The organism is Streptomyces sp. NPDC059092, assembly GCF_042756365.1.
Classification (GTDB): Bacteria; Actinomycetota; Actinomycetes; order Streptomycetales; family Streptomycetaceae; genus Streptomyces.
Window position 1 is genome coordinate 91,192 of the sequence record NZ_JBHZEJ010000009.1, and the last position, 24,900, is coordinate 116,091.

Consider the following 24,900-nt stretch of genomic DNA (forward strand, 5'->3'; position numbering starts at 1 on the left):
TGCGACTTCCGGCGGGCCCCCCGTGGGTTCCTTCGGTGACGTCGCGGATGAGCGGGATGGCGGAAAAGTCGGCTCAAGATACGCGCGTAGATACTGCCCGAACAAGAGGTCTCGCACACCAAGGGGCAAGTGTTTCCCGACTGTTCGCCGGATTTAACCTGGTTGTCGGGTAGGACCGCTCCGGACCCTCCCTCCGCCGCCGCCGCGGACGAGCCGGGGCCGGGCGGGTGCCGGGGCCGGGGCCGGGGAGCCCGGCGGGACCGGGCCGGTAGAGTGGGCGCGTCGTCATCATGCCCGTATGGAGGGAAGCCGGTGCGAAACCGGCACTGGCCCGCAGCCGTGAGCCGCCGTCGCCGGCGGCGAGTCGGAATGCTCCGTACGCGGTCGTGACCGGCTCATGCCATCGGCAGCCGCCGGGGCAGGCATCGTCGAGGTTCACGAGGCCGGAGTCTGGTACTTGAGTGTGCCTGGTGTCCGGCTCCCGCAGGAGAGGCCCAGTCGCCATGACCACCGTTCGCCGCTGCACCGCGGCGCTCGCCGCATCCGCCGTGCTGTGCGTGGTGTTCGCGCCGGCCGCCTTCGCGGGCGGCGACGTACCTCCTCCCGCCGCCGGTTCCTCCCCTTCCTCTTCCCCCTCACCGTCCGAGCCGGCGCCGGCGCCGGTGGTGAAGCCGCCGCACGGGCTGTACGGCGACAAGGACCCCACGTACGACGGCGTCTGGCGGCAGTCCCTCGCCCTGCTGGGCCAGGCCGCCGCGGGCGTCCGGCCCTCCAACGACGCGGTGCGCTGGCTGAAGAAGCAGCGGTGCGCGAACGGCGGGTTCGCGGCGTTCCGCGCCGACCCGGCCGCGCCGTGCGCCGCGAGCACCCCGGTCGACTCCAACTCCACGGCGGTCGCCGTCCAGGCGCTCTCCTCGCTCGGCGACCAGCGGCCCTTCATGGCGACGAGCGTGGCCTGGCTGCGCTCCACCCAGAACACGGACGGCGGCTGGGGCTACACCCCGGGCGCGCCGAGCGACGCCAACTCCACCTCCCTGGTGATCGGCGCGCTGACCTCCGCCGGCGTACGGCCCACCGCGATGCGCGTGCCGCAGAGCGACCCGGACGGCAAACACGCGTACGACGCGCTCGTGGACCTCTCGATCCCGTGCGACGCCGGTTCGGGGGCGGACGCCGGGGCCTTCGCGTACCAGCGGGACCAGAACGGCAAGCTGACCGCGAACGACGACGCCACGGCGGCGGCCGTACTCGCCGGGCTCGGCAAGCGGCTGGTCAGCGCGCCCGTCACGGCGGGACCCGCGCCCGCCTGCGTACCGTCCACCGGCTCGAAGCGGCCCTCCCCCGAGCGGGCCGCCCGCAACGGCGCCGCCTATCTGGCCGGGGTGCTCACCGCCACCGGCCACCTCGACCAGCCGCCGCTGCCCGGCACCGAGGGCGGCGACGCCGCCGCGCCGGCACCGGACATCGGGAACACGGCGGACGCGGTGGTCGCCCTGACGGCCGCCGGTTACGGGGACCAGGCGACCGGCGCCCTGGAGTGGCTGAAGAAGAACTCGGGGACGTGGGCCCAGGAGCAGGGGCCCGCCGCGTACGCCCAGTTGATCTTCGCCGCCTACGCGACCGACACCGACCCGCGTAATTTCGGCGGTATCGACCTCGTGGAGCGGCTGAACGCGACCGGCCCCGCCCCCAAGTCCGTGACGCCTCCGGAGCCACGCCCCGGCAACGCCGCGGAGAGCGCGATCGCCGACGGCGGCGCCGCGGTGCTCCTGTGGGTCGCCGGGATCGGCGTGGTCGCGGCGCTCGGAACCGCGTTCCTGCTCAGCCGCAGGAAGAGCCGGCAGCCGTGATACGCCGCCCGCCGCGTCCGGGACGTCCGGCGCGCTCACCACGTCCACCGCGTTCGCCACGTCCACCGCGTTCGCCACGTCCGCTCCGTGCGCTCCGTCCGCTCCGTCCGCTCCGTGCGGCGCGGTACGCGACGGCCGCCGTGGTGGCGCTGGGGATCGTGCTCGGCTCCGGGGCGGGCGGCGCGCAGGCCGCCGGTTACCGCTACTGGTCGTTCTGGCAGGCCACCGGCGGGAGTTGGACGTACGCCACCCAGGGCCCGGCCGTGCTGCGCCCCGCCGACGGCACCGTCGCCGGCTTCCGCTTCGCGGTGAGCGCGGACAGCGGGGACGCGGCCCGGCCCCGTACCGCGCCGGACTTCGCGGCGGTCTGCGCCGCCACCCCGGCGCGGGACGGCGCCAAGCGGATCGCCGTCGTCGTCGACGCCGGTACGGCGGCGGACGCCCCGGCCGGGGAGGAGCCGCCCGCGCCCATGGCGCGGTGCGCGCGGGTCGGCGCGGACGCCACCGCCGCCGACGCGCTCGCCTCGGTGGCGAAGCCGCTGCGCTACAACAGCGCCGCGCTGCTCTGCGCCATCTCCGGCTACCCGGAGTCGGGCTGCGGGGAGCAGGTGCCGGACGGCGCGGCGGCGGACACCCCGTCCTCGCCGGAGACTCCGTCCTCGGCGAACGCCCCGTCCTCCGGTGCGTCCTCCCCCACGCCCACCACCGACCGTACGCGGGCCGCCGAGCCGGAGCAGGGCGGCGGCGGCCCGTCGCTCGGCCTCTTCGCGGGCCTCGCCGCCGTGGCCGTGCTCGCCGCCGCCGGGGTGTGGCAGGCGCGCCGCCGGCGCGGCTGAACCGCCCCATGGACCGCACGACGCACCGCCCCGTGGGCTCCGCCTCCCCCCGCCGTACGGTGCGGGCGCCCGAGGCTAGCCGGTTCAACGCCCTGCACGCCGGGGCCTGGTGGCTCTGGGCGCTCGGACTGGCGGCGGCCGCCTCCCGTACGACCAACCCCCTGCTGCTCGGACTGATCGTCGCGGTGGCCGGCTATGTGGTGGCGGCCCGCCGTACGGACGCGCCCTGGGCCCGTTCGTACGGGGCCTTCGTCAAGCTGGGGCTGGCCGTGCTCGCCGTCCGGCTGCTGTTCTCCGTCTTCCTCGGCTCCCCGGTGCCCGGCGCGCACGTCCTGTTCACGCTGCCCGAGGTGCCACTGCCCGGCTGGGCGGCGGGGGTGCGGATCGGTGGCCGGGTGACGGCCGAGCAGGTCGTGTTCGCGCTGTACGACGGCGCGAAGCTGGCCGCCCTGCTGATCTGCGTGGGCGCCGCCAACGCCCTCGCCAACCCGGTCAGGCTGCTCAAGTCGCTGCCGGGCGCGCTCTACGAGGTGGGCGTCGCCGTCGTCGTGGCGATGACCTTCGCGCCGAACATGGTCGCCGACGTCGCGCGGCTGCGCACCGCCCGCAGGCTGCGCGGCCGGTCCGCCGGCGGGGTCGGGGCGGTGCTGCGGATCGGGCTGCCGGTGCTGGAGGGCGCGTTGGAGCGTTCGGTGGCGCTCGCGGCGTCGATGGACGCCCGGGGGTACGGCCGTACGGCACAGGTCCCGCCCGCCGTACGCCGCACCACCACCGCGCTCACCCTCGGCGGGCTGCTGGGCGTCTGCGCGGGCGTGTACGGGCTGCTCGCCGCGACGGGCGGCGGATACCGGCCCGCCCTGCTGGCGGCGGGGGCCGTCGCCGCGGCGGCCGGGCTGCGGCTCGGTGGGCGGCGCTCGGTCCGTACCCGCTACCGGCCGGACCGCTGGGGCGCCCGCGCCTGGCTGGTCGCGGCGTCGGGCGCGGCCGTCGCGGGCGCCCTGATCGCGGCGGGCGTCGCCGATCCGGCGGCGCTGCACCCCGGGGTCGTCCCGCTGGAGGCACCGACGCTGCCGCTGTGGCCGGCGGCGGGGGTGCTGACCGGGCTGCTGCCCGCGTTCGTCGCGCCCGCGCCAGGGCCACCGCCGCTACCCGAGGAGCCGACACCGTGATCCGATTCGAGCAGATGTCGGTGGAGTACGCCGACGGCGCCGGAGGCGGTTCCACGCCCGTGATCAGCGGGGTCGACCTCACCGTGCCCGAGGGCGAACTGGTGCTGCTCGTCGGCCCGTCGGGGGCCGGCAAGTCGACCCTGCTGGGGACGGTCTCCGGCCTCGTCCCGCACTTCACGGGCGGCACGCTGCGCGGCCGGGTCACCGTCGGCGGCCGGGACACCCGTACCCACAAGCCGCGCGAACTCGCCGATCTCGTCGGCACGGTCGGCCAGGACCCGCTCGCCCATTTCGTCACCGACACCGTCGAGGACGAACTGGCGTACGGCATGGAGTCGCTGGGCCTGGCGCCGGACGTGATGCGCCGCCGCGTCGAGGAGACGCTCGACCTGCTGGGCCTGGCCGAGCTGCGCGACCGGCCCATCGCCGCGCTCTCGGGCGGGCAGCGGCAGCGGGTCGCGATCGGCTCCGTACTGACCCCGCACCCGAAGGTGCTGGTGCTCGACGAACCGACGTCGGCGCTGGACCCGGCGGCGGCCGAGGACGTGCTCGCCGTGCTGCAACGGCTGGTGCACGACCTCGGCACGACGGTCCTGCTGGCCGAACACCGCCTGGAGCGGGTGGTGCAGTACGCGGACCAGGTCATCCTGCTGCCGGGCCCCGGCCGCGCCCCGGTGATCGGCGCGCCGGAGCGGATCATGGCGGTGTCGCCGGTGTGTCCGCCGGTGGTGGCGCTCGGCAGGCTGACCGGCTGGGAGCCGCTGCCCCTCTCCGTACGGGACGCCCGGCGCAGGGCGGCGGGGCTGCGCGAACGGCTGGCCGGGGCGGAGCCGGTGGCGGTCGCTCCCGTACGGACACGGCCGGCCACCGGCACTCCGGGCTCCGGCGCTCCGGACTCGGCCCCGGATCCGGCTGTACGGCGGGGGCTCGGCGCGTTGTTCCACCGGCGCCCCGCGCGCGCCGGGGAGGGGACCGGGGCCGCCGCCCCCGTGGCGGTCGACGGGCTGCGGGTACGGCACGGGCGGACCGAGGCGCTGCGCGCCGTGTCGCTGACCGTCGCGCCCGGCGAGACGGTGGCCCTGATGGGCCGCAACGGCGCGGGCAAGTCCACCCTGCTCGCCGCCCTGGTGGGGACGGTCGCGCCGGCCGCCGGGACCGTACGCGTCGGGGGCCGCGACCCGCACCGTACGCCGCCGCGCGAGCTGGTCCGGCAGGTCGGTCTGGTGCCGCAGGAGCCGCGCGACCTGCTGTACGCCGACACGGTCGCCGCCGAGTGCGCGGCGGCGGACGAGGACGCGGGCGCGCCGCCCGGCAGGTGCCTGGCCCTGGTCGGAGAACTCCTGCCGGACATCGCGGGCACCACGCATCCGCGCGATCTCTCCGAGGGGCAGCGGCTGGCGCTGGCGCTCGCCGTGGTCCTCACGGGACGGCCGCCGCTGCTCCTCCTGGACGAGCCGACGCGCGGTCTCGACTACGCGGCGAAGGCGCGCCTCGTCGAGCTGGTGCGCGGCCTCGCGACCGAGGGGCACGCGGTCGTCCTGGCGACGCACGACGTGGAGCTCGCCGCCGAACTCGCCCACCGGGTGGTGATCCTGGCCGACGGCGAGGTCGTGGCGGACGGCCCGACGCCCCGGGTGGTGATGTCGTCGCCCGCGTTCGCTCCGCAGGTGGCGAAGGTCATGGCGCCGCACGAGTGGCTGACGGTGGCACAGGTGCGTACGGCGCTCGCCGCGACGGCGGAGACCCCGTGACCGGGCGGACCGAGCCGGCCGTACAGGCCGAAGATCCTCGGCGGGCGCGTGGGGCGCGTGCGGTACGCGCCGTACGGCTGGGGCCTCGCGCGGTCTGCGCCCTCGTCCTGACCGGCGCGATCGGGGTGGCCGCCTTCGGCTGGCCGCTCCTCGCGGGCCCCGACTCCGGGCTCGCGCACTCCGGCGACGCCCCGTGGCTCTTCGCCGCGCTGCTCCCGCTGCTCGTGGCGGTGGTCGTCGCGACCATCGCCGACTCCGGTCTGGACGCCAAGGCGGTGGCGATGCTGGGGGTGCTCGCCGCCGTGGGCGCCGCGCTGAGACCCCTGGGCGCGGGTACGGCGGGGCTGGAGCCGATGTTCTTCCTGATGGTGCTGAGCGGCCGGGTCCTGGGGCCCGGATTCGGCTTCGTGCTCGGCTCGGTGACGATGTTCGCGTCCGCGCTGCTGACGGGCGGGGTCGGTCCCTGGCTGCCGTTCCAGATGCTGGCGATGGGCTGGTTCACGATGGGCGCCGGGCTGCTGCCGGGCCACGCCCGGCTGCGCGGCGGGGCCGAGCGGGCGATGCTCGCGCTGTACGGGGCGGGCGCGGCGTTCGCGTACGGCACGGTCATGAACCTCCAGGGGTGGACGTACCTCGGCGGGCTGTCCTCCGGCATCTCCTTCCAGCCGGGCGACCCGGTCCAGGCCAACCTGGCGCGCTTCCTCGCGTACTGCGCGGCGACGTCCTTCGGCTGGGACCTGGGCCGGGCCGTGCTGACGGTCGTCCTGACGCTGACGGTCGGCCCGGCCCTGCTCAGGGCGTTGCGCAGGGCGACGCGCCGGGCGGCGTTCGACGCCGAGGCGGTCTTCGAGAAGGGGACGGCCTCCGAGGAGGTGGTCTCCGAGCGGACGGTCTCCGAAGCGGCGGTCTCCGAAGGGGCGGTCTCCGAAGGGGACCGAGGGGAGAGGCGGGCGGCCGGGGAGGGCCCGATCGTCCGCCCCTGAGCCCCGTCCGCCCCGCCCGCCCCGCCCTGCTCCGCTACTCCCGCGCCGCGCCCGCGGCCTTCGCCGTCACCCCCGCGCCGGTACCGGCCCCGGCGCTGTTCACTGCCGGGGTGGCATCGTCGGCGGGCTCGCGGCTCCTCGGGAAGGGGTCGGTCTTCGGCACCACCCGTGGCAGCAGCCGCCTCGGCCCCGCCAGCAGATACGTCAGTCCGAAGCCCGCGCCCACGACCGCCGCGCCGCCCACCGCGTCCAGCACCCAGTGGTTGGCGGTGGCGACGATGGCGCACACCGTGAAGAGCGGGTGGAGCAGCCCGAGGAGCTTCATCCACGTCTTGGGCGCGAGGACCACGATCACCACACCGCACCACAGCGACCAGCCGAAGTGCAGCGACGGCATCGCCGCGTACTGGTTGGTGAGCGCCGTCAGCGCGCCGTAGTCCGGGTTGGTGAGGTCCTGCGGGCCGTGCACGGTGTCGATGAACCCCATCCCCGGCATCAGCCGCGGCGGCGCGAGCGGGTAGAACCAGAAGCCGATGAGCGCCAGGACGGTGGCGAAGCCGAGGGAGGAGCGGGCCCAGCGGTAGTCGGCGGGGCGGCGTACGTACAGGACACCGAGGATGGTCAGCGGCACCACGAAGTGGAACGACGTGTAGTAGAAGTTGAAGAAGCTCTCGGCCCACTTGACGTCCACGACCGCGTGGTTGACCCAGTGCTCGATGTCGATCCCGAGCGCCCGCTCGATCCCGTGGACCTGGCGGGCGTGTTCCTCCGCCTCTTCCCGGCCGCCCGTGGCGACGAGGCGGATGTGTGAGTACGCCGAGTAGCCGACGCGGATGACCAGCAGTTCGAGCAGCAGGTTGGGCCGGCTGACCAGCCGCTTCCAGAACGGTGCCAGCGGGACCCGGCTCCAGCGGGCGGGCTCGGCCCGCGCGTACTCGGTCGGGACGGGCCGGTCGAAGTAGGGCGAGGCGCGCGTCAGGAACGGCACCGCGCAGGCCGCCGCGAGCGCCGCGATCAGCGGCACGTTCTCCCGGAGCGGGGCGAGCACCGCCATGTTCGGCAGCATCATCTTGCCCGGCAGCGTCATCACCAGCACCACCACCGCGGGCCACACCAGCCGGTCCCCGGCCCGGGTGCCGACCCGGCCGACCAGCGCGAGCAGCACCCACAGCAGCTGGTGCTGCCAGGCCGTCGGGGAGACCGCGATCGCGACGCAGCCGGTCAGCGCGACGGCCAGCAGGAGCTGTCCGTCGCGCGCGTAGCGGGCCGCCCTGCGCAGGCCGAGTACGGCGACGACGGCCGCGAGGACGATGACGAGCACGACCTCCAGCGGCCCTTCGAGACCGATCCTGAGCAGCGCGCCGTGCAGGGACTGGTTGGCGAGGCTGTCGGCGCGCTCGCCGAGCCCCGCGCCCGCCACGTGGTGCACCCAGTACGCCCACGAGTCGCCGGGCATCGCCGCCCACGCCAGCGCGGTCAGCGCCGCGAAGCTCCCCGCCGAGGTCAGGGCGGCCTGCTTCCGGCCCGTCAGCCACAGCAGCGGTGTGAAGAGGAGGACGGCGGGCTGGAGGGCCGCGCCGAGGCCGATGAGGACGCCGGAGGCGCGTTCGCCGCGTACGGCGAAGCAGCCGAGCAGCACCAGCAGGACGGGGATGATGCTGGTCTGGCCGAGGGAGAAGCTGTTGCGCACGGGCAGCGAGAGCATGAGCAGGCTGATCGCGACGGGCGCGGCGAGCAGCCCCGTACGGCGGGACAGTTCACCCGGGAGCGCGCGGCGGGCCACGACCAGGCCGAGGGCCACGACCAGCAGCAGGGTGCCGAGGGTCCAGGCGACGCCGAGGCTCTCCTCGGCCGACCTGGCCAGGGGTTTGAGGACCAGCCCGGCGAACGGCGTCCCGGTGAACCTTCCGGTGTCGTAGAGCGATCCCGTCACGTGGAGGACGCCGTTGTCCCCGATCCAGGTCTCCAGATCCGTGAGCCGTTCACCGGGCGGCTGTCTGAGCACCACCGCCGCCTGCCGTACCGCCAGCACCGCGGCGAGCAGCCAGAGCACGATGCGGGCCGTACCGAAACCGGTCCCCGCCGTACCTGCCGCCACCCCGCCGTGCACGCTGTGTTCTGCATTCACCACGCCGCGCCGACCCTCCGTCCGATAAACCCCGTCCTTGGGGCATAGAGCGTCGCACTGCCCCGTGGAGAAGACCACGGCAACCCCCTCTTCGCCTGAGCGTCACCCCGGTTTCCGTCCGACGTACAGGACATCGGGGGCCGCGGGAGATGCGCGGGAGGTACGGGCGGGATCAAGATGAGGCCGCACACGCATCTCGCACATCACGTTCGTCACGCACCTCCGAAACGATTGAGAGGCCCGCATGTCACAGGAGACCCAGGGACAGCACGGACGGTGGAACGCGGTCGACCAGTACTTCACCGATCACCTCGCCCCCGCCGACGTGGCCCTGTCGGCCGCACTCGCCGCCAGTGAGGCGGCCGGTCTGCCCGCCATCAACGTCGCCCCGAACCAGGGCAAACTGCTCCAGATCCTGGCCCGTGTGCAGGGCGCCCGTACGATCCTGGAGATCGGCACGCTCGGCGGCTACAGCACCATCTGGCTGGCCCGCGCGCTGCCCGAGGACGGCCGGCTGATCTCCCTGGAGTACGACCCCGCCCACGCCGACGTGGCCCGGGGCAGTCTGGCGCGCGCCGGGCTCGACGGGATCGCCGAGGTACGGACGGGGGCCGCGCTGGACACGCTGCCCGTGCTGCTGGCCGAGGGCGCGGGCCCGTTCGACTTCGTCTTCATCGACGCCGACAAGCGGAACAACCCGCAGTACGTGGAGTGGGCGCTGCGGCTCACCCGGCCGGGCAGCGTCATCGTCGTCGACAACGTCGTACGGGGCGGGGCCGTCACCGACCCCGACAGCACGGACCCCTCGGTGCTGGGGACCCGGCGGATGATCGAGGAGATGGCGAAGAACCCGCGGCTGTCGGCGACGGCGGTGCAGACGGTCGGAATCAAGGGGCACGACGGGTTCGCGCTCGCCCGTGTCCTGGGCTGACGTCGTGGGCTGATGTCGTGGGCTGATGTCCTGGGCTGATGTCCTGGGCTGATGTCCTGGGCTGACGGGGTTTCCGGGTGTGCGGCGCGCGGGGCACGTGCGGAGGCGGCGGGCCGTCCCTTGCCCGCCGCCTCCCGTCTTCGTACGGGCGCTTCCCTCAGACCCGCAGCAGCCGCTGCGTCATCTCGCGGTAGTTCTGGAGGGCGAGCCGCAGCTCCTCCGTGTCGGAGCCCTCCGCCGCAGCGGCGTCGCGCTCCCCGTCCCAGCCGGCGCGCAGCGAACGCGGCCGTTCGGCGAGCGCGGTCGTGAGCTGCCGGGCGGCGTCTTCGAGCACGCCCGCCGCCTCCTCGACCGAGCGCCGGGGCCCGTCGACGAAGGAGTTCAGGGCCTCTTGGAGCCGCTCGGAGAGCCGTTCGCTCTCGCCCTGGGGGAACAGCCGCCCGTCCGGGGCCCCGGCGTCCTGCCCGGCCTTCGCGGTGGGCACGGCGCGCGCGGAGACCGCCTGCCGCGGCTGCGCCGGGGCCTGTACCGGCAGAACCCGTGTGGGCGGGGCCTCCGTCGGCGGGGCCGGGGCCGCCGGGGTCTCGGGAGCCTCGGGGGGCCGGGTACCGCCGGCCGGCGCGTCGGGCGCGTGGAGCGGCCTCACCGGGGTCACCGCGGTCTGCTGCTCGCGTGCCGCCTTCGTCCGTGTCTCGTCGTCCTTCGTGTCACTCTTCCGCTGGTCGCTCATCACGCACCACTCCCTTTGGGCCGCAGTGAGAAGTTCCGGTTCCGCCCGGTGCCCCGGGTCGTGCGGCCGTGGCCGCCTTCGTCGTCCGGGTGGGCGAGGATCAGTCGTTCGAAGAGTTCCCGCGCGCCGACCATGGCCTCGCGCAGCTCCTCCGTGGTCGTACCGCGGCCCTCGTCCGAGACCGCGTGGTGCACCCGGCGGTAGCCGTCGACCGCGGTCGCGTGGTGGACGGAGAGGGCGTCCACCTGGTCGTCGTAGTGCGCCCCCTCGGGGTAGCCGCGCTCCTGCGCCAGCCGGGCCACCAGTCGCTCGGCCTGCGCGACGGCCTCCCGCGGCGCGTCGACGAACCGCTCCTGAAGGCCGGCCCACTCGGCCACGTACTGTTCGCGCTTCTCGTCCGGGAGAGGCTGGTGCCGCAGCCGGCCATGGCGCTCGACCCGCTCGTGCAGCTCGCGCTCGGCGGCCTTGGAGTCGCCGTCGTGCCGGGCCAGCACACGGTCGTACTCCGGGCCGAACCGGCGCTTCAGCGCGCCGCGTCCGCCGGCCGCGCCAGGTCCCGTGTAGAGGACCGCGGCCACGATCGCCGCGAATCCCACGATCAGAGCGACGACGATCAGAACAGTGGACATGTGTGCCTTCCTGGTTCTCGGCCGGCTCGCGCCGCGCCGTGTCGTGTCGGCTCTTGCTCGTGGAGTCGGGTTGCCCGTAATCCGTTGGCCAAACGACGCCGGGCGCCGGTAGGAAGACGACCATGAACTGGTCGGTACGCCCCGAGTCCTTCGCCACGCCCGACGCCGTCCGGCTGCGTCGCGCCTATTACGCCGAGGTCGCGGGCCGGTACTGGCGGCGGCCCGCGACGGAGGCGGAGGTCGACGAGGGCCTGGCGGGCGACCCGCCCGATCACCTCACCCCGCCCACCGGGGAGTTCGTGGTCGGACGGTACGGCGACCAGGCCGGCCGGGGCGGATCCGTGGCCGCGTCCTGCGGCGGGGTGCGGATGCTCGACCCGGCGACCGCCGAGCTGACCCGGGTGTACGTGAGTCCCGCCGCGCGGCGGTCGGGCGGCGGCGCGGCGCTGCTGGCCGCCCTGGAGGACGCGGCGCGGCGGCTGGGGGCGCACCGGCTCGTCCTCGACACGCGGCTGGATCTGGTCGAGGCGCGGGGGCTGTACGTGAAGCACGGCTTCCGGGAGATCCCGGCGTACGGCTCGGGACCGTACGGGGAGATCTGGTACGGCAAGGAGCTGACCGTACCCAGCGCGCTGTAGACGGGCTCAGGCGGCGTGGTCCCTGGGCGGCGGCGGGGCCATGGGCTGCTCGGCGTCGGAGCCGCACAGTTCGCCGTTCAGCTCCCGCACCAGCGCCACCAGATCGGTCGGCCGGTCGGCTCCCCACCAGTCCCCCAGCAGTTCGACGAGCGATTCCTCCCGGGCCGCGGCCAGCGCCTCGGCCGTCTCCGCGCCCCGTTCCGTGAGCATCATCTCCACCCCTCGGCGGCGGGTCAGCCCGCGCTCCTCCAACTGCCGGGACGCGTCGGTGATGGTCCGCAGCGACACGGTCGCGCGCTCCGCGAGCGCGGCGGGCTGGACGACGCCCTCACGCCGGACCCGCAGCAGCAGCCAACTGGCCACCGGGAGCAGGTCGTACCCCGCCTTCCGGGTGATCTCCTCGTAGACGCGGCGGCGGCCCTCGCGCGTGCCGAGGACCGACAGGGCGCGGGCCACCTCGTCGCGCGAGGAGCGTTCGACGGGGTTGGACGCCAGGGTCTCGGTGATCTCCGGGGCGGTCACGGAGCCGCGCAGCGTGTCCTCCTTCAGGAACCAGGCGATGACGAAGGCCAGGAGCGCGACCGGCACGCCGTACAGGAAGACGTCGGTGATGGACGTCGCGTAGGCGTGCAGTACGGGGCCGCGCAGCGCGGCGGGGAGCAGGCCGAGGGAGTGCGGGTCGGCGGCGAGCTGCCCGGTCCCGGCGCCGGGCGGCAGGGGCTTGCCGGCGAGGGCGTCGGCGAGCTTGTCCCGGAGCAGGTTGCTGAAGATCGTGCCGAAGACGGCGACGCCGAAGGAGGCGCCGATGGAACGGAAGAAGGTCGCTCCCGAGGTGGCGACGCCGAGGTCCTGGTAGCTGACGGCGTTCTGCACGACCAGAACGAGGACCTGCATGACGAACCCGAGCCCGGCGCCGAAGACGAAGAGGTAGACGCTCATCTGCCACGTACCGGTGAACTCGGTGAGCTGGTGGAGCAGGAGCAGCCCGACGGCGGTGAGACCGGTGCCGAGGATCGGGAACGCCTTCCAGCGGCCGGTACGGCTGACGATCTGGCCGGACAGGGTGGAGGTGATCAGCAGGCCGAGGACCATGGGCAGCAGGTGGACACCCGACAGGGTGGGGCTGATGCCGTGGACGATTTGGAGGAACGTCGGGAGGTACGTCATGGCGCCGAACATCGCGAAACCGACGATGAAGCTGATGCAGGCGACGAGCGTGAACGTCCTGAGGCGGAAGAGGCGCAGGGGCAGTACGGGCTCGGCCGCGCGCCGTTCGACGCGGATGAAGAAGGCGAGCAGCCCGAGGCCGAGGGCGGCGAGCCCGATGGTCTCGACGGAGCCCCAGGCCCAGGTGGTGCCGCCGAGGGAGGCGACGAGGACGAGGCAGACGGCGACGGACGCGATGAGGAAGGTGCCGAGGTAGTCGATGGTGTGCCGGGCCCGGTGGACCGGTATGTGGAGGGAGGCGGCGATGACGAGCAGCGCGACGACGCCGAGGGGCAGGTTGATGTAGAAGACCCAGCGCCAGCTCAGATGCTGGGTGAAGAAGCCGCCGAGCAGCGGGCCGAGGACGCTGGTAGCCCCGAATACGGCACCGAACAGGCCCTGGTACCTGCCGCGTTCGCGGGGCGGGACGAGGTCGCCGACGATCGCCATCGAGAGCACGATCAGCCCTCCGCCGCCCAGGCCCTGGAGGGCGCGGAAGCCGATGAGCTGCGGCATGTTCTGCGCGATGCCGCAGAGCGCGGAGCCGATGAGGAAGATGACGACGGCCGTCTGGAAGAGCTTCTTCCGGCCGTACTGGTCACCGAGCTTGCCCCAGAGGGGGGTGGCGGCGGTCGAGGCCAGCAGATACGCGGTGACGACCCAGGAGAGGTGTTCCAGACCGCCGAGGTCGCTGACGATGGTCGGCAGGGCGGTGGAGACGATGGTCTGGTCGAGCGAGGCGAGCAGCAGCCCCATGAGCAGCGCGCCTATGGCGACGAGGACGGTGCGCGGACTCCGCCCCGTGCCGGGGGCCGCGTCGACGGCCGGGGTGGTCACTTCCTGAGCCATGGGACAACTCCTCGGGTGCACTGGGTCGCCTGGGCCGGCCCGGGTCGGCCGGGTCCGCTCGATGCGTCGTGGGGGGCGTTTTCGGGGCGGTTTCGGGGCGTCGTCGATGTGCCGGAAGGGCACCGACGGACCGCCGCCGGGCCGTTGTCCGTGCGCCGTCGGTCCACTGGATATCCATCCTGGCCGCTCTGTCCCGTTATGGCCTGCCGAGCGGCGGCCGATGCCGCTCGGGCGCGCGTACGCCCTTCATGCGGGGGCTGCATAATCGGCGGCAGTTCAAGGGGAGGGGAACCCAAGGTGTCAGGACAGCTCTGTCCCGGATGCGGTACGCCGCCGGGAGCGGAGGGCAGACCCGGCTGCGGCTGCGGGAAGCCCGCGCCGCCGCCCGCGGAACAGCCCGTACAGCCCGTACGGCCCGTGCCACCCGCTGCCGTACAGCCCGTGCCACCCGCTGTCGCGCGCCCCGCCGATCCGCGTGCGCCATCCGCCGGACCGCCCGCTGAAGCGCACGCGCCATCCGCGCCATCCGCTGAAGCGCACGCCCCGCCCGCCGATCCGCACGCCCCGCCCGCCGCCCAGGACGCGCCGCCCACCGAACAGGGCGCCCGGTCCGCGCAGGACGTGGAGATCGCCGAGTCCGAGGACTTCCATCCGCTGCGCGTACGGCCGTACGTGAAGCTCGGCGACCTGGACGCGGGGGCGGCGGTGCCGACCGCTTTCCGTACGGCGGGCCCGCTGCCGCCGCTCACGCCCACCGCCCTCCCCGCGCCGGCCGTGGCCGCCGCCGCGCCGCCGGCCGCGCGGTTCCCGCCCACCCCGGCGCCTGCGGGACGCCGCACCGCGCTGCGGCTGCTGGCGGTCGGCACGGCGGCGGTCGCGGTGGTCGGTACCGCGGCCTTCGCCGGGGGGCTGTTCACGGGGGCCGACCGCGACGACCACGCGGCGCCGGACACGATCAGCACCTGGCTGCCGTCGGCCGACGACGGGACGGCGGAGGAGCCGTCCGCGTCCGCATCCCCGTCGCCCACCTCTTCGGCGGCGCCCCCGGCCGTGGCGGAGTCGCCGTCGGTCGAGGTCACGCCCTCCGCGCCGCCGTCCTCCCGCGCGCCGGAACCGTCCGCCTCCAAGAAGCCGCCGGCCACGGCCACGCCGAGCCGACCGGCCGCGACCTCCGCCACCGCGCAGCCGGGCGGGGAGACGGGCTCCACGCTCGCGACGGGGGACTCGGGGGACGAGGTCGTGGAGCTCCAGTTCAGGCTGGCGTGGGTCGGGCTGTTCTACGCGCAGCCGACCGGCCAGTACGACCGGAGCGTCGAGGACGCCGTACGCCGCTTCCAGCAGACGCGGAACCTCCAGGACGACTCCCCGGGCGTCTACGGCCCGCGCACCCGGCTCGCCCTGGAGACGGAGACCCAGGGGTACGGCAAGGGGTACGGGCAGGGTGGCCAGGGGTCCGGAAAGGGCTATGGGCAGGGGTACGGCGCGCAGGGCTGACCGCTCTTTGTACAATGACGAAACAAAGTGGCTTCGCCCGTTCACCTGACCGACGGGTGGAGTCACTTTGTCCCGGCCCCGTGTGCCCGTACGGTCGTACGGCCCCCTTCATGCCCCGCCCCGCCCTTCGGAGATGCCCGTGAAGCTCGACGCCGTCAAGGCCCTGCTCCTCGACATGGACGGCACCCTCGTCAACTCCGACGCCTCCGTCGAGCGCTGCTGGACCCGCTGGGCGCGGGCCCACGCGCTGGACCCGCGGGAGATCATGAAGGTCGTCCACGGCCGCCAGGGGTACGCCACCATGGCCGTCCTGCTCCCGGACCGCCCGATGGAGCAGAACCTCGCCGACAACCGCGCGATGCTCGCCGAGGAGATCGCGGACACGGAAGGCGTGGTCCCCATCCCGGGCGCCCCGGAGTTCCTGGCGTCGCTCGCCACCCTTCCGCACGCCTTGGTGACCTCGGCGAACGTGCCGCTGGCCGAGGCCAGGATGAGCGCCGCCGGGCTCCCGATGCCGAAGATCCGCGTCACGGCCGAGGACGTCGGGGCGAGCAAGCCCGACCCGGAGGGCTTCCTCCTGGGCGCGGCCACGCTCGGCGTACCGGCGCGGGACTGCGTGGTGTTCGAGGACTCCGAGGCGGGCATCGCGGCGGCGCGGGCGGCGGGCATGCGCGTGGTGGGCGTGGGGCCGCGCGCGGCGGCCATGGCCCCGGACGCCCATGTCGAGGACCTGAAGGGGCTTCGGGTGGAACTCCTGCCTGACGGCGAACTGGCCCTGCACATCAGCGCGTAACGGTAAGGCGCCTCTTCCTGAGGCCGGCTCTTCCTACGACGCCCTTCCTACGCCGCCCTTCAGACGCCGCCCTTCAGACGCCGCCCTTCCTACGCCGCCCTTCAGACGTCCCTGTTGAGGCGCCCCCGCGCCACCAGTTCCAGCACCACGCTCACGGCGACGGCCTGCACCGCCATCAGCGCCACGAGCACGAAGAGCTGAACCGCCCCCGCCAGCACGGGTGACGCCCCGCCCAGCAGCATCCCCACGAACGCCCCCGGCAGCGTGACGAGCCCCACCGTCCGCGTCTGGTCGAGCCCCGGCAGCAGCGCGTCCGACGCCGCCGGCCTGGCCACCTCCATCCGCGCCTCGCGGTCGAGCAGCCCGAGCGCCATCCCCGCCTCGACCTCGCCGCGTCGCGCGTGGAGTTCGTCGAGGGCCCGGCGCCCGCCCAGGACCGTCGCGGTGAGCGCGCCGCCGATGAGGATGCCCGTCGTGGGGATCAGGGCGATGCCCTTGGCCGGTACGACGCCGGTGAACAGCAGCACCGTGATCACCGGCGCGACGCCCGCCCCGATCGGCAGGGCGGCCCACCACCAGGTCCCGTTCGCGGTGACGCGCCGCCCGGCCGTCCGTACGGCGACGGCGTACATGAGCGCGATGAAGCCGAGCAGCGGCGGTACGGAGCCGACCACCCAGCCGATCACCAGGGAGACCGCGCCGAGTTGGAGCGTGGCCCGCACCCCGGCGACCGCGATCTCGCGCCCCCGCCCGAGACGGGCGAGTCCGGCCACGGCCACCGCGGCGATCAGCAGCAGGCCGAGCACGACTCCGAACGTGATATCGACCCGCAGCAGCACGTGCCCATCCTAGCCGCCACCAAAGTCAACTTTGCCCACGTAAGCCCGAATTGTTTTCCCGTCAGAAACAACCAGAACCCACCAACCCCTTGATGTGACGTGTCCATGTCGCCACTCTGTTACCTGAAGCCCCCCTTCCGGAAACCCGCCGAGGCCACGATCGGGACCGGGCTCACCGGCCGAGCCCCTCAGCTCCGCAGCTCTTCAGCTCCGCACCACGGCCTCACGTCAGGTTCCGCAGGTTCCCCCCACTTCAAGGGAGTTCGCATGTCTGGTGTCTACGCGCGTCGAATGCGCCGCTTCGCCGTTCTCGCGGCGACCGCCGCCATCGCCACCGCCACCACCCTGCTCACCGCCCCCGCCGCGCAGGCCGCCATGCCGACCCCGGTCAGCGCCGCCACGGCCCGCACCTACCTCGGCACACTCACCGTCCAGGCGGAAGGTTCCTCCAGCGGTTACAGCCGCGACCTGTTCCCGCACTGGATCACCCAGTCCGGCGCCTGCAACACCCGTGAGGTCGTCCTCAAGCGCGACGGCACCAACGTCGTCCAGGACTCCTCCTGCGCCGCCACCAGCGGCACCTGGCACTCCGTGTACGACGGCGCCACCTGGACCGCCGCCTCCGACGTCGACATCGACCACATGGTGCCGCTCTCCGAGGCGTGGAAGTCGGGCGCCAGCAGCTGGACCACCGCGCAGCGCCAGTCGTTCGCCAACGACCTGACCCGCCCGCAGCTCATCGCCGTCACGGACAACGTCAACCAGTCCAAGGGCGACAAGGACCCGGCCAACTGGCTGCCGCCCCTCGCCTCGTACAAGTGCACCTACGTCCGCGCCTGGGTGCAGGTGAAGTACTACTACAACCTCAAGGTGGACTCCGCCGAGAAGACCGCGCTCACCAACGCCCTCAGCGGCTGCTGACCCACCGCCGCCCGGACCACCGCCACCACCTCTCCCCCACCCCCTCCGTCGTTCCGTACGAACCTTCCGTACCGTACGGAACGACGGGGACGGGCGAGGACGCCGGAGAGGACACCGATGACCGGTCTGCGTGTGGGGCCCCTGCTGCGGTACGTCGACGGGGAGGGCGCCGGGACGGCGACCGTCTGGGTCGAGGCGGACCGCCCGGCCGGCGCCGAGGTCCGGTGCGCCGACGGCGCGGGCGGCGCTTCCCGTACGTTCCATGTCGCCGGCCACCACTACGCGCTGATCCCGGTGACCGGCCTCACCCCCGGCACCGCCACCCCGTACGAGGTGCTGCTCGACGGCCACCGCGTCTGGCCTCCCGAGGACACCCGCTTCCCGCCCAGCACGATCCGCAGCCCGGCACCCCCCGGGGCGGCCCCCGGCGAACTGCGCGTCTCCTTCGGCTCCTGCCGCTGGGCGTCACCCCCGCACGGCGAGCCCGACCCGGTCGGCCCCGACGCGCTCGACACCCTGGCCACCCGGCTCGCCGCCGACCCCGCCGCGCCCCGCCCCGACGTCCTGCTGCTCCTGGGCGACCAGGTGTACGCGGACGAGACGTCCAAGGCGACGCGGCGCAGACTGGCCGCGCGCCGGGACCTGAGCGAGGCGCCCGGCGCGGAGGTCGCGGACTACGAGGAGTACACCCACCTCTACGACGAGTCCTGGACGGACCCGGACGTACGGTGGCTGCTCTCCACCGTGCCCAGTTGCATGATCTTCGACGACCACGACCTGATCGACGACTGGAACACCAGCGCCTCCTGGCTCGCCGACATGCGGGCGCTGCCGTGGTGGCAGGAGCGGGTGCTCGGCGGGCTGATGTCGTACTGGGTCTACCAGCACCTCGGCAACCTCTCCCCCGCCGAACTCGCGGCCGACGAGCTGTACGCGGCCGTCCGCGCGGCGCCCGACGGAACGGAGCTGCTGCGGGCGTTCGCCTCCGAGGCTGACCGCGACCCGGCGGGCGTGCGCTGGAGCTACCGGCGCGACTTCGGGCGGACCCGGCTGCTGATGGTCGACTCGCGCGCCGCCCGCGTGCTCGACGAGCAGCGGCGCGCGATGCTGGACGAGGACGAGGCGCGGTGGGTACGCGAACAGGCGCTGACCGACCGGGACGCGTACGACCATCTCCTGATAGGCACCTCCCTCCCCTGGCTGCTGCCGCCCTTCATCCACGACCTGGAGTCCTGGGACGCCGCGCTCTGCCGGGGCGGACACGGGCCGCGCTGGGCGCGCTTCGGTGAACGGCTGCGCAGGGCGGCGGACCTGGAGCACTGGGCGGCCTTCCCCGAGTCCTTCGAGGAACTGGCCGCGTTGATCGCGGAGGTGGGCGCCGGGGACGCGGCGCCGGCCACCGTGTGCGTGCTGTCGGGCGACGTGCACCACGCCTACGTCGCCGAACCGTCGTGGCAGGGCGGCTCAGGGACGGACACCCGGGTCGTGCAGCTCACCTGCTCCCCCGTGCACAACTCCGTCCCCGCCGTCATGCGGCTCGGCTTCCGCTTCGGCTGGAGCGGTGCGGGACGGTGGCTGGGGCGCGCGCTGGCCCGGCACGGCCGGGTCGCTCCGCCGCAGGTCACCTGGGGCAGAACGGGCGGGCCGTGGTTCGGGAACCAGCTCATGACGCTCACGCTGCGCGGCCGTACGGCCGGGCTCACCCTGGAGCGGGCCCGCGCCGGACGGACCGGGGACGGGCAGACCGGGGACCGGCGGGCGGCGGCGGAGCTGGTGGTCGTGGAGGAGCGGACCCTGACCCCCCGGGACGCGCGCGCGGCACCGTAGGGCCTCTCGTCCGGGCCGGGCAGTCCGTCCGGGCAGTCCGTCCGGGCAGTGCCTTCCGTCCGGGCCCGGCCGGGTGCGCCCGAGATGCGCGACCTCCGCAACATCCCTTCAAATTCCCCACAGTATCGGCCCGTTGGCGTTCACGTACCCTTCGGGTGATCATTCCCACACGATGTGATCCTTCACCCAAGGGTTCGAACTCACCACACAGCAACGGCATGATGAGGCGGACCATCTGCTTCCAGCACCCCCCATGCCCCGGGAGTCACAGCTTTGTCCGATGTACGGCAGTACCCGCACCGCTCTCTCGCCGTCGTCGGCGTCGGCCCCCGTGGCACCTCCGTCCTGGAAAGACTCTGCGCGTCCGTGCCCGAACTGGCGCCGGACGTCGCGCTGACGGTGCACCTCGTCGACCCCGCGCCGCCGGGCGCGGGCCTGGTCTGGCGTACCGATCAGTCCCCCGAGCTGCTGATGAACACGGTGGCCTCGCAGGTGACCGTGTTCACCGACGCGAGCGTGGAGTGCGAGGGGCCGATACGTCCGGGGCCCAGCCTGTTCGAGTGGGCGGCGGGCCGTCCCGCCGAGCGGCTGGGTCCCGACGACTATCCGAGCCGGGCCGCCTACGGCCGCTATCTGGAGTGGGCGTTCCGTACGACGGTGGAGGCAGCGCCCGCGACGGTGACGGTGGAGGTGCACCGGGCGCGCGCCGTACGACTGGATGACGACGCCGACATCGGGGCCTTCGACCGGGCGGCCCCCGGCGCCCCGCGCGTTTCACCCGTTGTGACCGGTGTGCCCGGCGCGTACGCTCCGTACCGGCCGACGCAGAGTCTCACCCTCGACGATGGCACGACGATTTCCGGTCTCTGTGGGGTCGTGCTCGCCCAGGGCCATCTACCGGTGGTTTCCGGTCAGACCCAGGCGACGCTGGCGGAGTTCGCAGCCCGTCACCGGCTGCGATATCTGCCGCCCTCCAATCCGGCCGATCTCGACCTGTCCGGGATCGCCCCGGGCGAGCCGGTGCTGCTGCGCGGACTCGGGCTGAATTTCTTCGACCACATGGCGCTCCTGACGGCCGGGCGCGGCGGCATGTTCGCGCGGGACGCGGGCGGCGTTCTCGTATACCACCCGTCGGGGCGCGAACCGCAGTTGTACGCCGGGTCGCGGCGCGGGGTGCCGTACCAGGCACGCGGCGACAACGCGAAGGGGCCTTCGGGCCGGCACCTGCCGCTGATGCTGACCCCGGACGTGATCGCGCTGTTCCGCAAGCGGGCGGACGCGGGCGATCCGCCGGACTTCCTCCAGGAGATATGGCCCCTGGTCGCCAAGGAGGTGGAAGCCGTCTTCTACGGGGCGGCCTTCGGATGGCCCGCCCCGGGGCAGTCGCCCTCCGGCGCGCCGGACACCGGCCCCGGTTCGCTGCTGGACCGGTTCCTGTCGGCGCCGCACGGCAGCCCGCGGGAGGCCGCGGTCCTGGACGAGGCGGGGATCGCCGTCGCCGACCGCTGGTCGTGGGAGCGGATCTCCCGTCCGTACGGTGACGAGACCTTCCGCGACCCGGCGGACCACCGCGCCTGGCTGCTGGCCCATCTGCGCAAGGACGCGGCGGAGGCGGCGCTCGGCAATGTCGCGGGTCCGGTCAAGGCGGCGCTGGACGTCCTGCGCGACCTGCGCAACGAACTGCGGCTGATCGTGGACCACGCCGGTCTCTCCGGCGTCTCCCGCCGCGACCATCTCGACCGCTGGTACACGCCGCTGAACGCGTTCCTCTCCATCGGGCCGCCGCGCCGCCGCATCGAGGAGATGGCCGCCCTGATCGAGGCGGGGGTGCTGGACGTGATCGGCCCGCGGATGGCCGTACGGGCGGCGGACGGCGCCTTCCTGGCCGAGTCCCCCGACATACCGGGCTCCGCCGTCCGGGCGACCACGCTCGTGGAGGCGCGGCTGCCGGAACCGGATCTGAGGCGGAGCTGTGATCCGCTGCTCTCGCGGCTGCTGAAGACGGGGCAGTGCCGACCGCACACACTCGACGGTTACGAGACGGGTGGGATGGATGTAACACGCCGTCCCTACCGTCTGATAGATCGCCAAGGAGGCGTGCACCCACGGCGATTCGCGCTCGGTGTGCCCACGGAGGGTGTGCACTGGGTGACCGCCGCGGGCGCCAGACCCGGGGTGGACTCGGTCATGCTCGCGGACACGGACGCGGTGGCACGTGCCATCCTCCGGGCCGCGACCAGCGACGGCGCTTCATACACGACGCGAATTGATCCCCGACAGAATGTTGAACTTGCAAGCATAGATTAGGCCAGCCTAACGTTGCGGGACGTCACTCGTCGGTCCAGACCTCGCCCCACGCCGTGGTCCAGACCTCGACCGAAGGAGTACAACCCCCCATGTACACACGTCTGAACGCCGCTCAGCCCTACGCCCTGGGGCTGTTCCGCGTTGTCGTCGGGCTCCTTTTCACCTGCCACGGCGCCGGCTCCCTCTTCGGCGCCTTCTCCCGCGAGACGGTCGCCGCCGGCACCTGGCCCGGCTGGTTCGCCGCCGCCATCGAGCTGGTCGGCGGCGCTCTGGTGCTGCTGGGTCTCGGCACCCGCGCCGCCGCCTTCGTCTCCTCCGGCGCCATGGCGTACGCGTACTTCACGGTCCACCAGCCCGAAGGGCTGTTCCCCATAGCGAACAACGGTGAGCTGGCCGCCATGTTCTGCTGGTCGTTCCTGCTGATCGTCTTCACCGGCCCGGGCGCGTTCGCCCTGGACGGGTTCCTTCCGTCGCGGGGCTCGGCCACCGCGGCCGAGGAGGAGAAGCGGGACGAGCGGACGACGGTCGCCGCCTGACCGTCCCGTTCCAACCTGTCCGTCCGCCCGTCCCGTCCCCCGCCACCTCCCGTCCCGCCCCCTCCCGTCCTGGTGACGGTCCGACGCCCCGGCTCCTCCCGTTCCGATCACGTCGTCGACCAGTCTCTCGATCACGTCTTCGCTCATGGGTCCGGGGCGCCGACATGCCGCCCCGGGCAAACGCTCCGTACCGCACACGCGTACGCTGTGTGGCTCAGCAGCCGCTGCCGCCCACCATGCGACATCGAGGTGCTGCCACGGGACGGTCGGGGGAGTCGGAAAGTGCTGGAGAGTCTGGGGTCGCTGACCGGCAGCCCATGGATCTACGCCGTGGTGGCCCTCTCCGTGCTGCTGGACGTGTTTCTGCCGGTGCTGCCCAGCGGCGTACTGGTGATCACCGCCGCCACGGCCGCGGCGGCCGGTTCCACGACGGCGACGGTGGCGGGCGCGGCCGGAAAAGTGGCGCAAGTGCCGCAGGAAGTACCGTCGTTGATCCTGCTGATGCTCTGCGCGTTCAGCGCGTCCGTGCTCGGCGATCTGGTCGCGTTCCGGCTCGGGCGGCGCGGCGGGGACCGGCTCGGCCGGGCCATCGCCCGCTCCCGCCGGCTCACCACCGCGCAGGAACGGCTCGGCAGCGCGCTCAGCGGGGGCGGCGGCATCCTGGTGGTCATCGCGCGCTTCGCGCCCGCGGGGCGCTCGGTGGTCTCCCTGGGCGCGGGGGCGGCACACCGCAAGGTGAAGGAGTTCCTGCCCTGGTCGGCGCTGGCCGCCGTGGCCTGGACCGGATACAGCGCGGGACTCGGCTACTTCGGCGCCCAGTGGGTCGGCTCGTCCTGGGTCGGCGCGGCCCTCTCCGTCCTGGCGCTGTTCGCGGCGGGCTCGGTGGCCGCGTTCGTGATACGCCGCCCGGGGTCCGGCCGGGGCCCCGCCACCGCGTAGAGTCGCACACCGCGTACGCCCGCTCCCCGCGTAGCCCCGGGCGCCGTGTAGACCCGGCCCCCCGGGCTGACCGGAGCGGTCAGGAGGCCGTGCGGGTGGCGGCGCCCCGTACCTCCAGGTCCTGGAGCAGCCGTGCGGTCGCCCCGGCGATCTCGTCGACGGCGCGGTCGAAGGCGTCACGGTTGTGCGCGGCGGGGGCGCGGAAGCCGGAGACCTTGCGCACGTACTGGAGCGCGGCGGCGCGGATGTCCTCCTCGGTGGCCTCTTCGGGGAGGACGGGCGGACGGAGGGTCTTGATGCTGCGGCACATGCCTCCAGTGTGACCCCGGGGCCGGGTGCGAGGCCAGGGGCGGCGGCGACGGGGCACCGGCGACGTCAGGGGCGCGGCGACGGGGCGAGCGGCGCCGTGCTGTCCCGTACGACCAGCCGCGTACCGAACTCGATACGGGTGTCCGCCTGCTCCGCCTGCCCTGCCTGGTCGCCCTGCCCCTGGTCGGCGCGGCGCAGCCGCAGCAGCATCCTGGCCGCCTCCTCCGCCATCTCCACCAGCGGCTGATGGACGGTGGTGAGCGCCGGGCTCGACCACTGGGCCAGCGGGATGTCGTCGTACCCCACCAGTGAGAAGTCCTGCGGGATCCGCAGGCCGAGCACGCGCGCCGCCTCCAGCACGCCGAGCGCCTGGAGGTCGCTGCCCGCGAAGATCGCCGTGGGCCGGTCGGGGCCCTGGAGGAGTTCCACGGCGTGCGCGTGACCGGCGCGGACGTGGAAGTCGCCGAAGCGCACCAGCGCCGGGTCGACCTCGACGCCCGCCATGCCCATGGCCGAGCGGAAGCCGTCGAGGCGCGCCAGGGAGCAGAGCATGTCCTCGGGGCCGGTGATGACGGCGATCCTGCGGTGGCCGAGGTCGAGCAGGTGGCGGGTGGCGGCGAGGCCGCCCGCCCAGTTGGCGGAGCCGACGGACGGTACGTCGGGCTCGGGGTCGCCGGCCGGGTCGATGATCACGAAGGGGATGGCCCGGGACCACAGCTTCTTCTTGAGGTCGTCGGGGAGCGTGGAGAAGACCAGGACGACTCCGAGCGGGCGGCGCCGCAGGACGCCCTCGACCCAGTCGGCGCCCGGGGAGTGCCGGGTGCCGGTCTCGGTGAGGACCACGCTGAGGCCGGTCTCCTTGGCGACGTTCTGGACGCCCCGGATCAGCTCCATCGCCCAGGTGCTGTCCAGTTCGTGGAAGACGATCTCGATGAGCGGGGCCTCGGGGGCGGTGGGGGCGGAGCGGCGGTAGCCGTGGGCCTCCAGCAGCTCCTCGACCTTGCCCCGGGTGGGTGCGGAGACATCAGGGCGCCCATTGAGCACTTTCGAAACTGTCGAAAGAGAAACCCCGGCTTGCGAAGCCACCTGAGCCAGGGTGACCCGGCCTGCACTCGTCTCATCTCGCATGGACTGAAGGATAAGGCACCGGATGTCGGGCGGAAATCGGTAACGGTTTGGCTGCGCGCCGACCGCACTGTTGACCGCTCCGTAGCGGAGTCCTACGGTCACACGCC

General features: G+C 73.7%; 21 protein-coding genes and 1 riboswitch. Of the genes, 14 read left to right on the forward strand and 7 right to left on the reverse strand.

Features of this window, described 5'->3' with window-relative positions; translation table 11 throughout:
- Nucleotides 1–304 precede the first annotated feature (304 nt).
- Nucleotides 305–373, forward strand: a riboswitch (cobalamin riboswitch).
- Nucleotides 374–503: 130 nt separating this feature from the next.
- The 5 genes from ACFXPL_RS08300 (at nt 504) to ACFXPL_RS08320 (ending at nt 6,589) form a co-directional block, all read left to right on the forward strand.
- The gene (locus ACFXPL_RS08300; protein WP_384914447.1) at nt 504–1,850 is read left to right on the forward strand and encodes a prenyltransferase/squalene oxidase repeat-containing protein; all 1,347 of its coding nucleotides are present in this window, start codon (nt 504–506) and stop codon (nt 1,848–1,850) included.
- Between the two features lie 143 nt (nt 1,851–1,993).
- Nucleotides 1,994–2,686, forward strand: coding sequence for an SCO2322 family protein (locus tag ACFXPL_RS08305; RefSeq protein WP_384914449.1), 693 nt, complete (start codon nt 1,994–1,996; stop codon nt 2,684–2,686).
- Nucleotides 2,687–2,694: 8 nt separating this feature from the next.
- On the forward strand, nt 2,695–3,855 hold the full coding sequence (locus ACFXPL_RS08310) for an energy-coupling factor transporter transmembrane protein EcfT (protein ID WP_384914452.1): 1,161 nt from the start codon (nt 2,695–2,697) through the stop codon (nt 3,853–3,855).
- On the forward strand, nt 3,852–5,606 hold the full coding sequence (locus ACFXPL_RS08315) for an ABC transporter ATP-binding protein (protein ID WP_384914455.1): 1,755 nt from the start codon (nt 3,852–3,854) through the stop codon (nt 5,604–5,606). The genes ACFXPL_RS08310 and ACFXPL_RS08315 overlap by 4 nt, the downstream gene beginning before the upstream one ends.
- A complete protein-coding gene (locus tag ACFXPL_RS08320; RefSeq protein ID WP_384914457.1) occupies nt 5,603–6,589 on the forward strand; it encodes an ECF transporter S component in 987 nt (328 codons plus the stop codon). Before ACFXPL_RS08315 ends, ACFXPL_RS08320 begins: the two co-directional genes overlap by 4 nt.
- Nucleotides 6,590–6,623: 34 nt before the next feature.
- On the opposite strand, the gene ACFXPL_RS08325 is transcribed toward ACFXPL_RS08320, so the two are convergent.
- A complete protein-coding gene (locus tag ACFXPL_RS08325; protein WP_384914625.1) occupies nt 6,624–8,642 on the reverse strand; it encodes a bifunctional glycosyltransferase 87/phosphatase PAP2 family protein in 2,019 nt (672 codons plus the stop codon).
- Nucleotides 8,643–8,961: 319 nt separating this feature from the next.
- On the opposite strand from ACFXPL_RS08325, the gene ACFXPL_RS08330 reads away from it, so the two are divergent.
- Nucleotides 8,962–9,648: an O-methyltransferase gene (locus ACFXPL_RS08330; protein ID WP_384914460.1), complete on the forward strand. Its 687-nt coding sequence runs from the start codon at nt 8,962–8,964 to the stop codon at nt 9,646–9,648.
- Nucleotides 9,649–9,805: 157 nt separating this feature from the next.
- Here ACFXPL_RS08330 and ACFXPL_RS08335 read toward each other — a convergent pair whose 3' ends face one another.
- Complete coding sequence (locus ACFXPL_RS08335) at nt 9,806–10,378, reverse strand: hypothetical protein (RefSeq protein WP_384914463.1); 573 nt, start codon at nt 10,376–10,378, stop codon at nt 9,806–9,808.
- Complete coding sequence (locus ACFXPL_RS08340; RefSeq protein WP_384914465.1) at nt 10,378–11,007, reverse strand: hypothetical protein; 630 nt, start codon at nt 11,005–11,007, stop codon at nt 10,378–10,380. Before ACFXPL_RS08340 ends, ACFXPL_RS08335 begins: the two co-directional genes overlap by 1 nt.
- Nucleotides 11,008–11,129: 122 nt before the next feature.
- On the opposite strand from ACFXPL_RS08340, the gene ACFXPL_RS08345 reads away from it, so the two are divergent.
- Entirely contained in the window at nt 11,130–11,645 is a 516-nt protein-coding gene (locus tag ACFXPL_RS08345) for a GNAT family N-acetyltransferase (RefSeq protein ID WP_384914468.1), read from the forward strand.
- A gap of 6 nt (nt 11,646–11,651) precedes the next feature.
- On the opposite strand, the gene ACFXPL_RS08350 is transcribed toward ACFXPL_RS08345, so the two are convergent.
- Nucleotides 11,652–13,700 (reverse strand): DHA2 family efflux MFS transporter permease subunit, encoded by a 2,049-nt coding sequence (locus ACFXPL_RS08350; RefSeq protein ID WP_384914471.1) that lies wholly within the window; start codon nt 13,698–13,700, stop codon nt 11,652–11,654.
- Nucleotides 13,701–14,141: 441 nt separating this feature from the next.
- Between ACFXPL_RS08350 and ACFXPL_RS08355 the strand changes: the two genes are divergently transcribed.
- Complete coding sequence (locus ACFXPL_RS08355) at nt 14,142–15,194, forward strand: peptidoglycan-binding protein (RefSeq protein WP_384914474.1); 1,053 nt, start codon at nt 14,142–14,144, stop codon at nt 15,192–15,194.
- A gap of 133 nt (nt 15,195–15,327) precedes the next feature.
- Complete coding sequence (locus tag ACFXPL_RS08360; RefSeq protein ID WP_384914477.1) at nt 15,328–15,987, forward strand: HAD-IA family hydrolase; 660 nt, start codon at nt 15,328–15,330, stop codon at nt 15,985–15,987.
- Between the two features lie 101 nt (nt 15,988–16,088).
- On the opposite strand, the gene ACFXPL_RS08365 is transcribed toward ACFXPL_RS08360, so the two are convergent.
- Nucleotides 16,089–16,826, reverse strand: a complete 738-nt coding sequence (locus ACFXPL_RS08365; protein ID WP_384914481.1) for an ABC transporter permease — start codon at nt 16,824–16,826, stop codon at nt 16,089–16,091.
- Nucleotides 16,827–17,093: 267 nt separating this feature from the next.
- Between ACFXPL_RS08365 and ACFXPL_RS08370 the strand changes: the two genes are divergently transcribed.
- The 5 genes from ACFXPL_RS08370 (at nt 17,094) to ACFXPL_RS08390 (ending at nt 23,356) form a co-directional block, all read left to right on the forward strand.
- On the forward strand, nt 17,094–17,747 hold the full coding sequence (locus tag ACFXPL_RS08370) for an HNH endonuclease family protein (protein ID WP_384914484.1): 654 nt from the start codon (nt 17,094–17,096) through the stop codon (nt 17,745–17,747).
- Nucleotides 17,748–17,864: 117 nt separating this feature from the next.
- Nucleotides 17,865–19,574, forward strand: a complete 1,710-nt coding sequence (locus tag ACFXPL_RS08375; RefSeq protein ID WP_384914486.1) for an alkaline phosphatase D family protein — start codon at nt 17,865–17,867, stop codon at nt 19,572–19,574.
- Between the two features lie 273 nt (nt 19,575–19,847).
- The gene (locus ACFXPL_RS08380) at nt 19,848–21,881 is read left to right on the forward strand and encodes an FAD/NAD(P)-binding protein (RefSeq protein WP_384914488.1); all 2,034 of its coding nucleotides are present in this window, start codon (nt 19,848–19,850) and stop codon (nt 21,879–21,881) included.
- A gap of 89 nt (nt 21,882–21,970) precedes the next feature.
- A complete protein-coding gene (locus tag ACFXPL_RS08385) occupies nt 21,971–22,417 on the forward strand; it encodes a DoxX family protein (RefSeq protein ID WP_384914490.1) in 447 nt (148 codons plus the stop codon).
- Between the two features lie 282 nt (nt 22,418–22,699).
- Nucleotides 22,700–23,356 carry a DedA family protein gene (locus ACFXPL_RS08390; RefSeq protein ID WP_384914493.1) on the forward strand — a complete coding sequence of 219 codons (657 nt, stop codon included), beginning with the start codon at nt 22,700–22,702 and terminating at the stop codon, nt 23,354–23,356.
- Nucleotides 23,357–23,435: 79 nt separating this feature from the next.
- Here the strand turns inward: ACFXPL_RS08390 and ACFXPL_RS08395 are convergent, their stop codons facing one another.
- Both ACFXPL_RS08395 and ACFXPL_RS08400 read right to left on the reverse strand, forming a co-directional pair.
- The gene (locus ACFXPL_RS08395) at nt 23,436–23,666 is read right to left on the reverse strand and encodes a DUF2277 domain-containing protein (protein WP_384914496.1); all 231 of its coding nucleotides are present in this window, start codon (nt 23,664–23,666) and stop codon (nt 23,436–23,438) included.
- Nucleotides 23,667–23,731: 65 nt separating this feature from the next.
- Entirely contained in the window at nt 23,732–24,793 is a 1,062-nt protein-coding gene (locus ACFXPL_RS08400; RefSeq protein WP_384914499.1) for a LacI family DNA-binding transcriptional regulator, read from the reverse strand.
- Between the last annotated feature and the right edge of the window lie 107 nt (nt 24,794–24,900).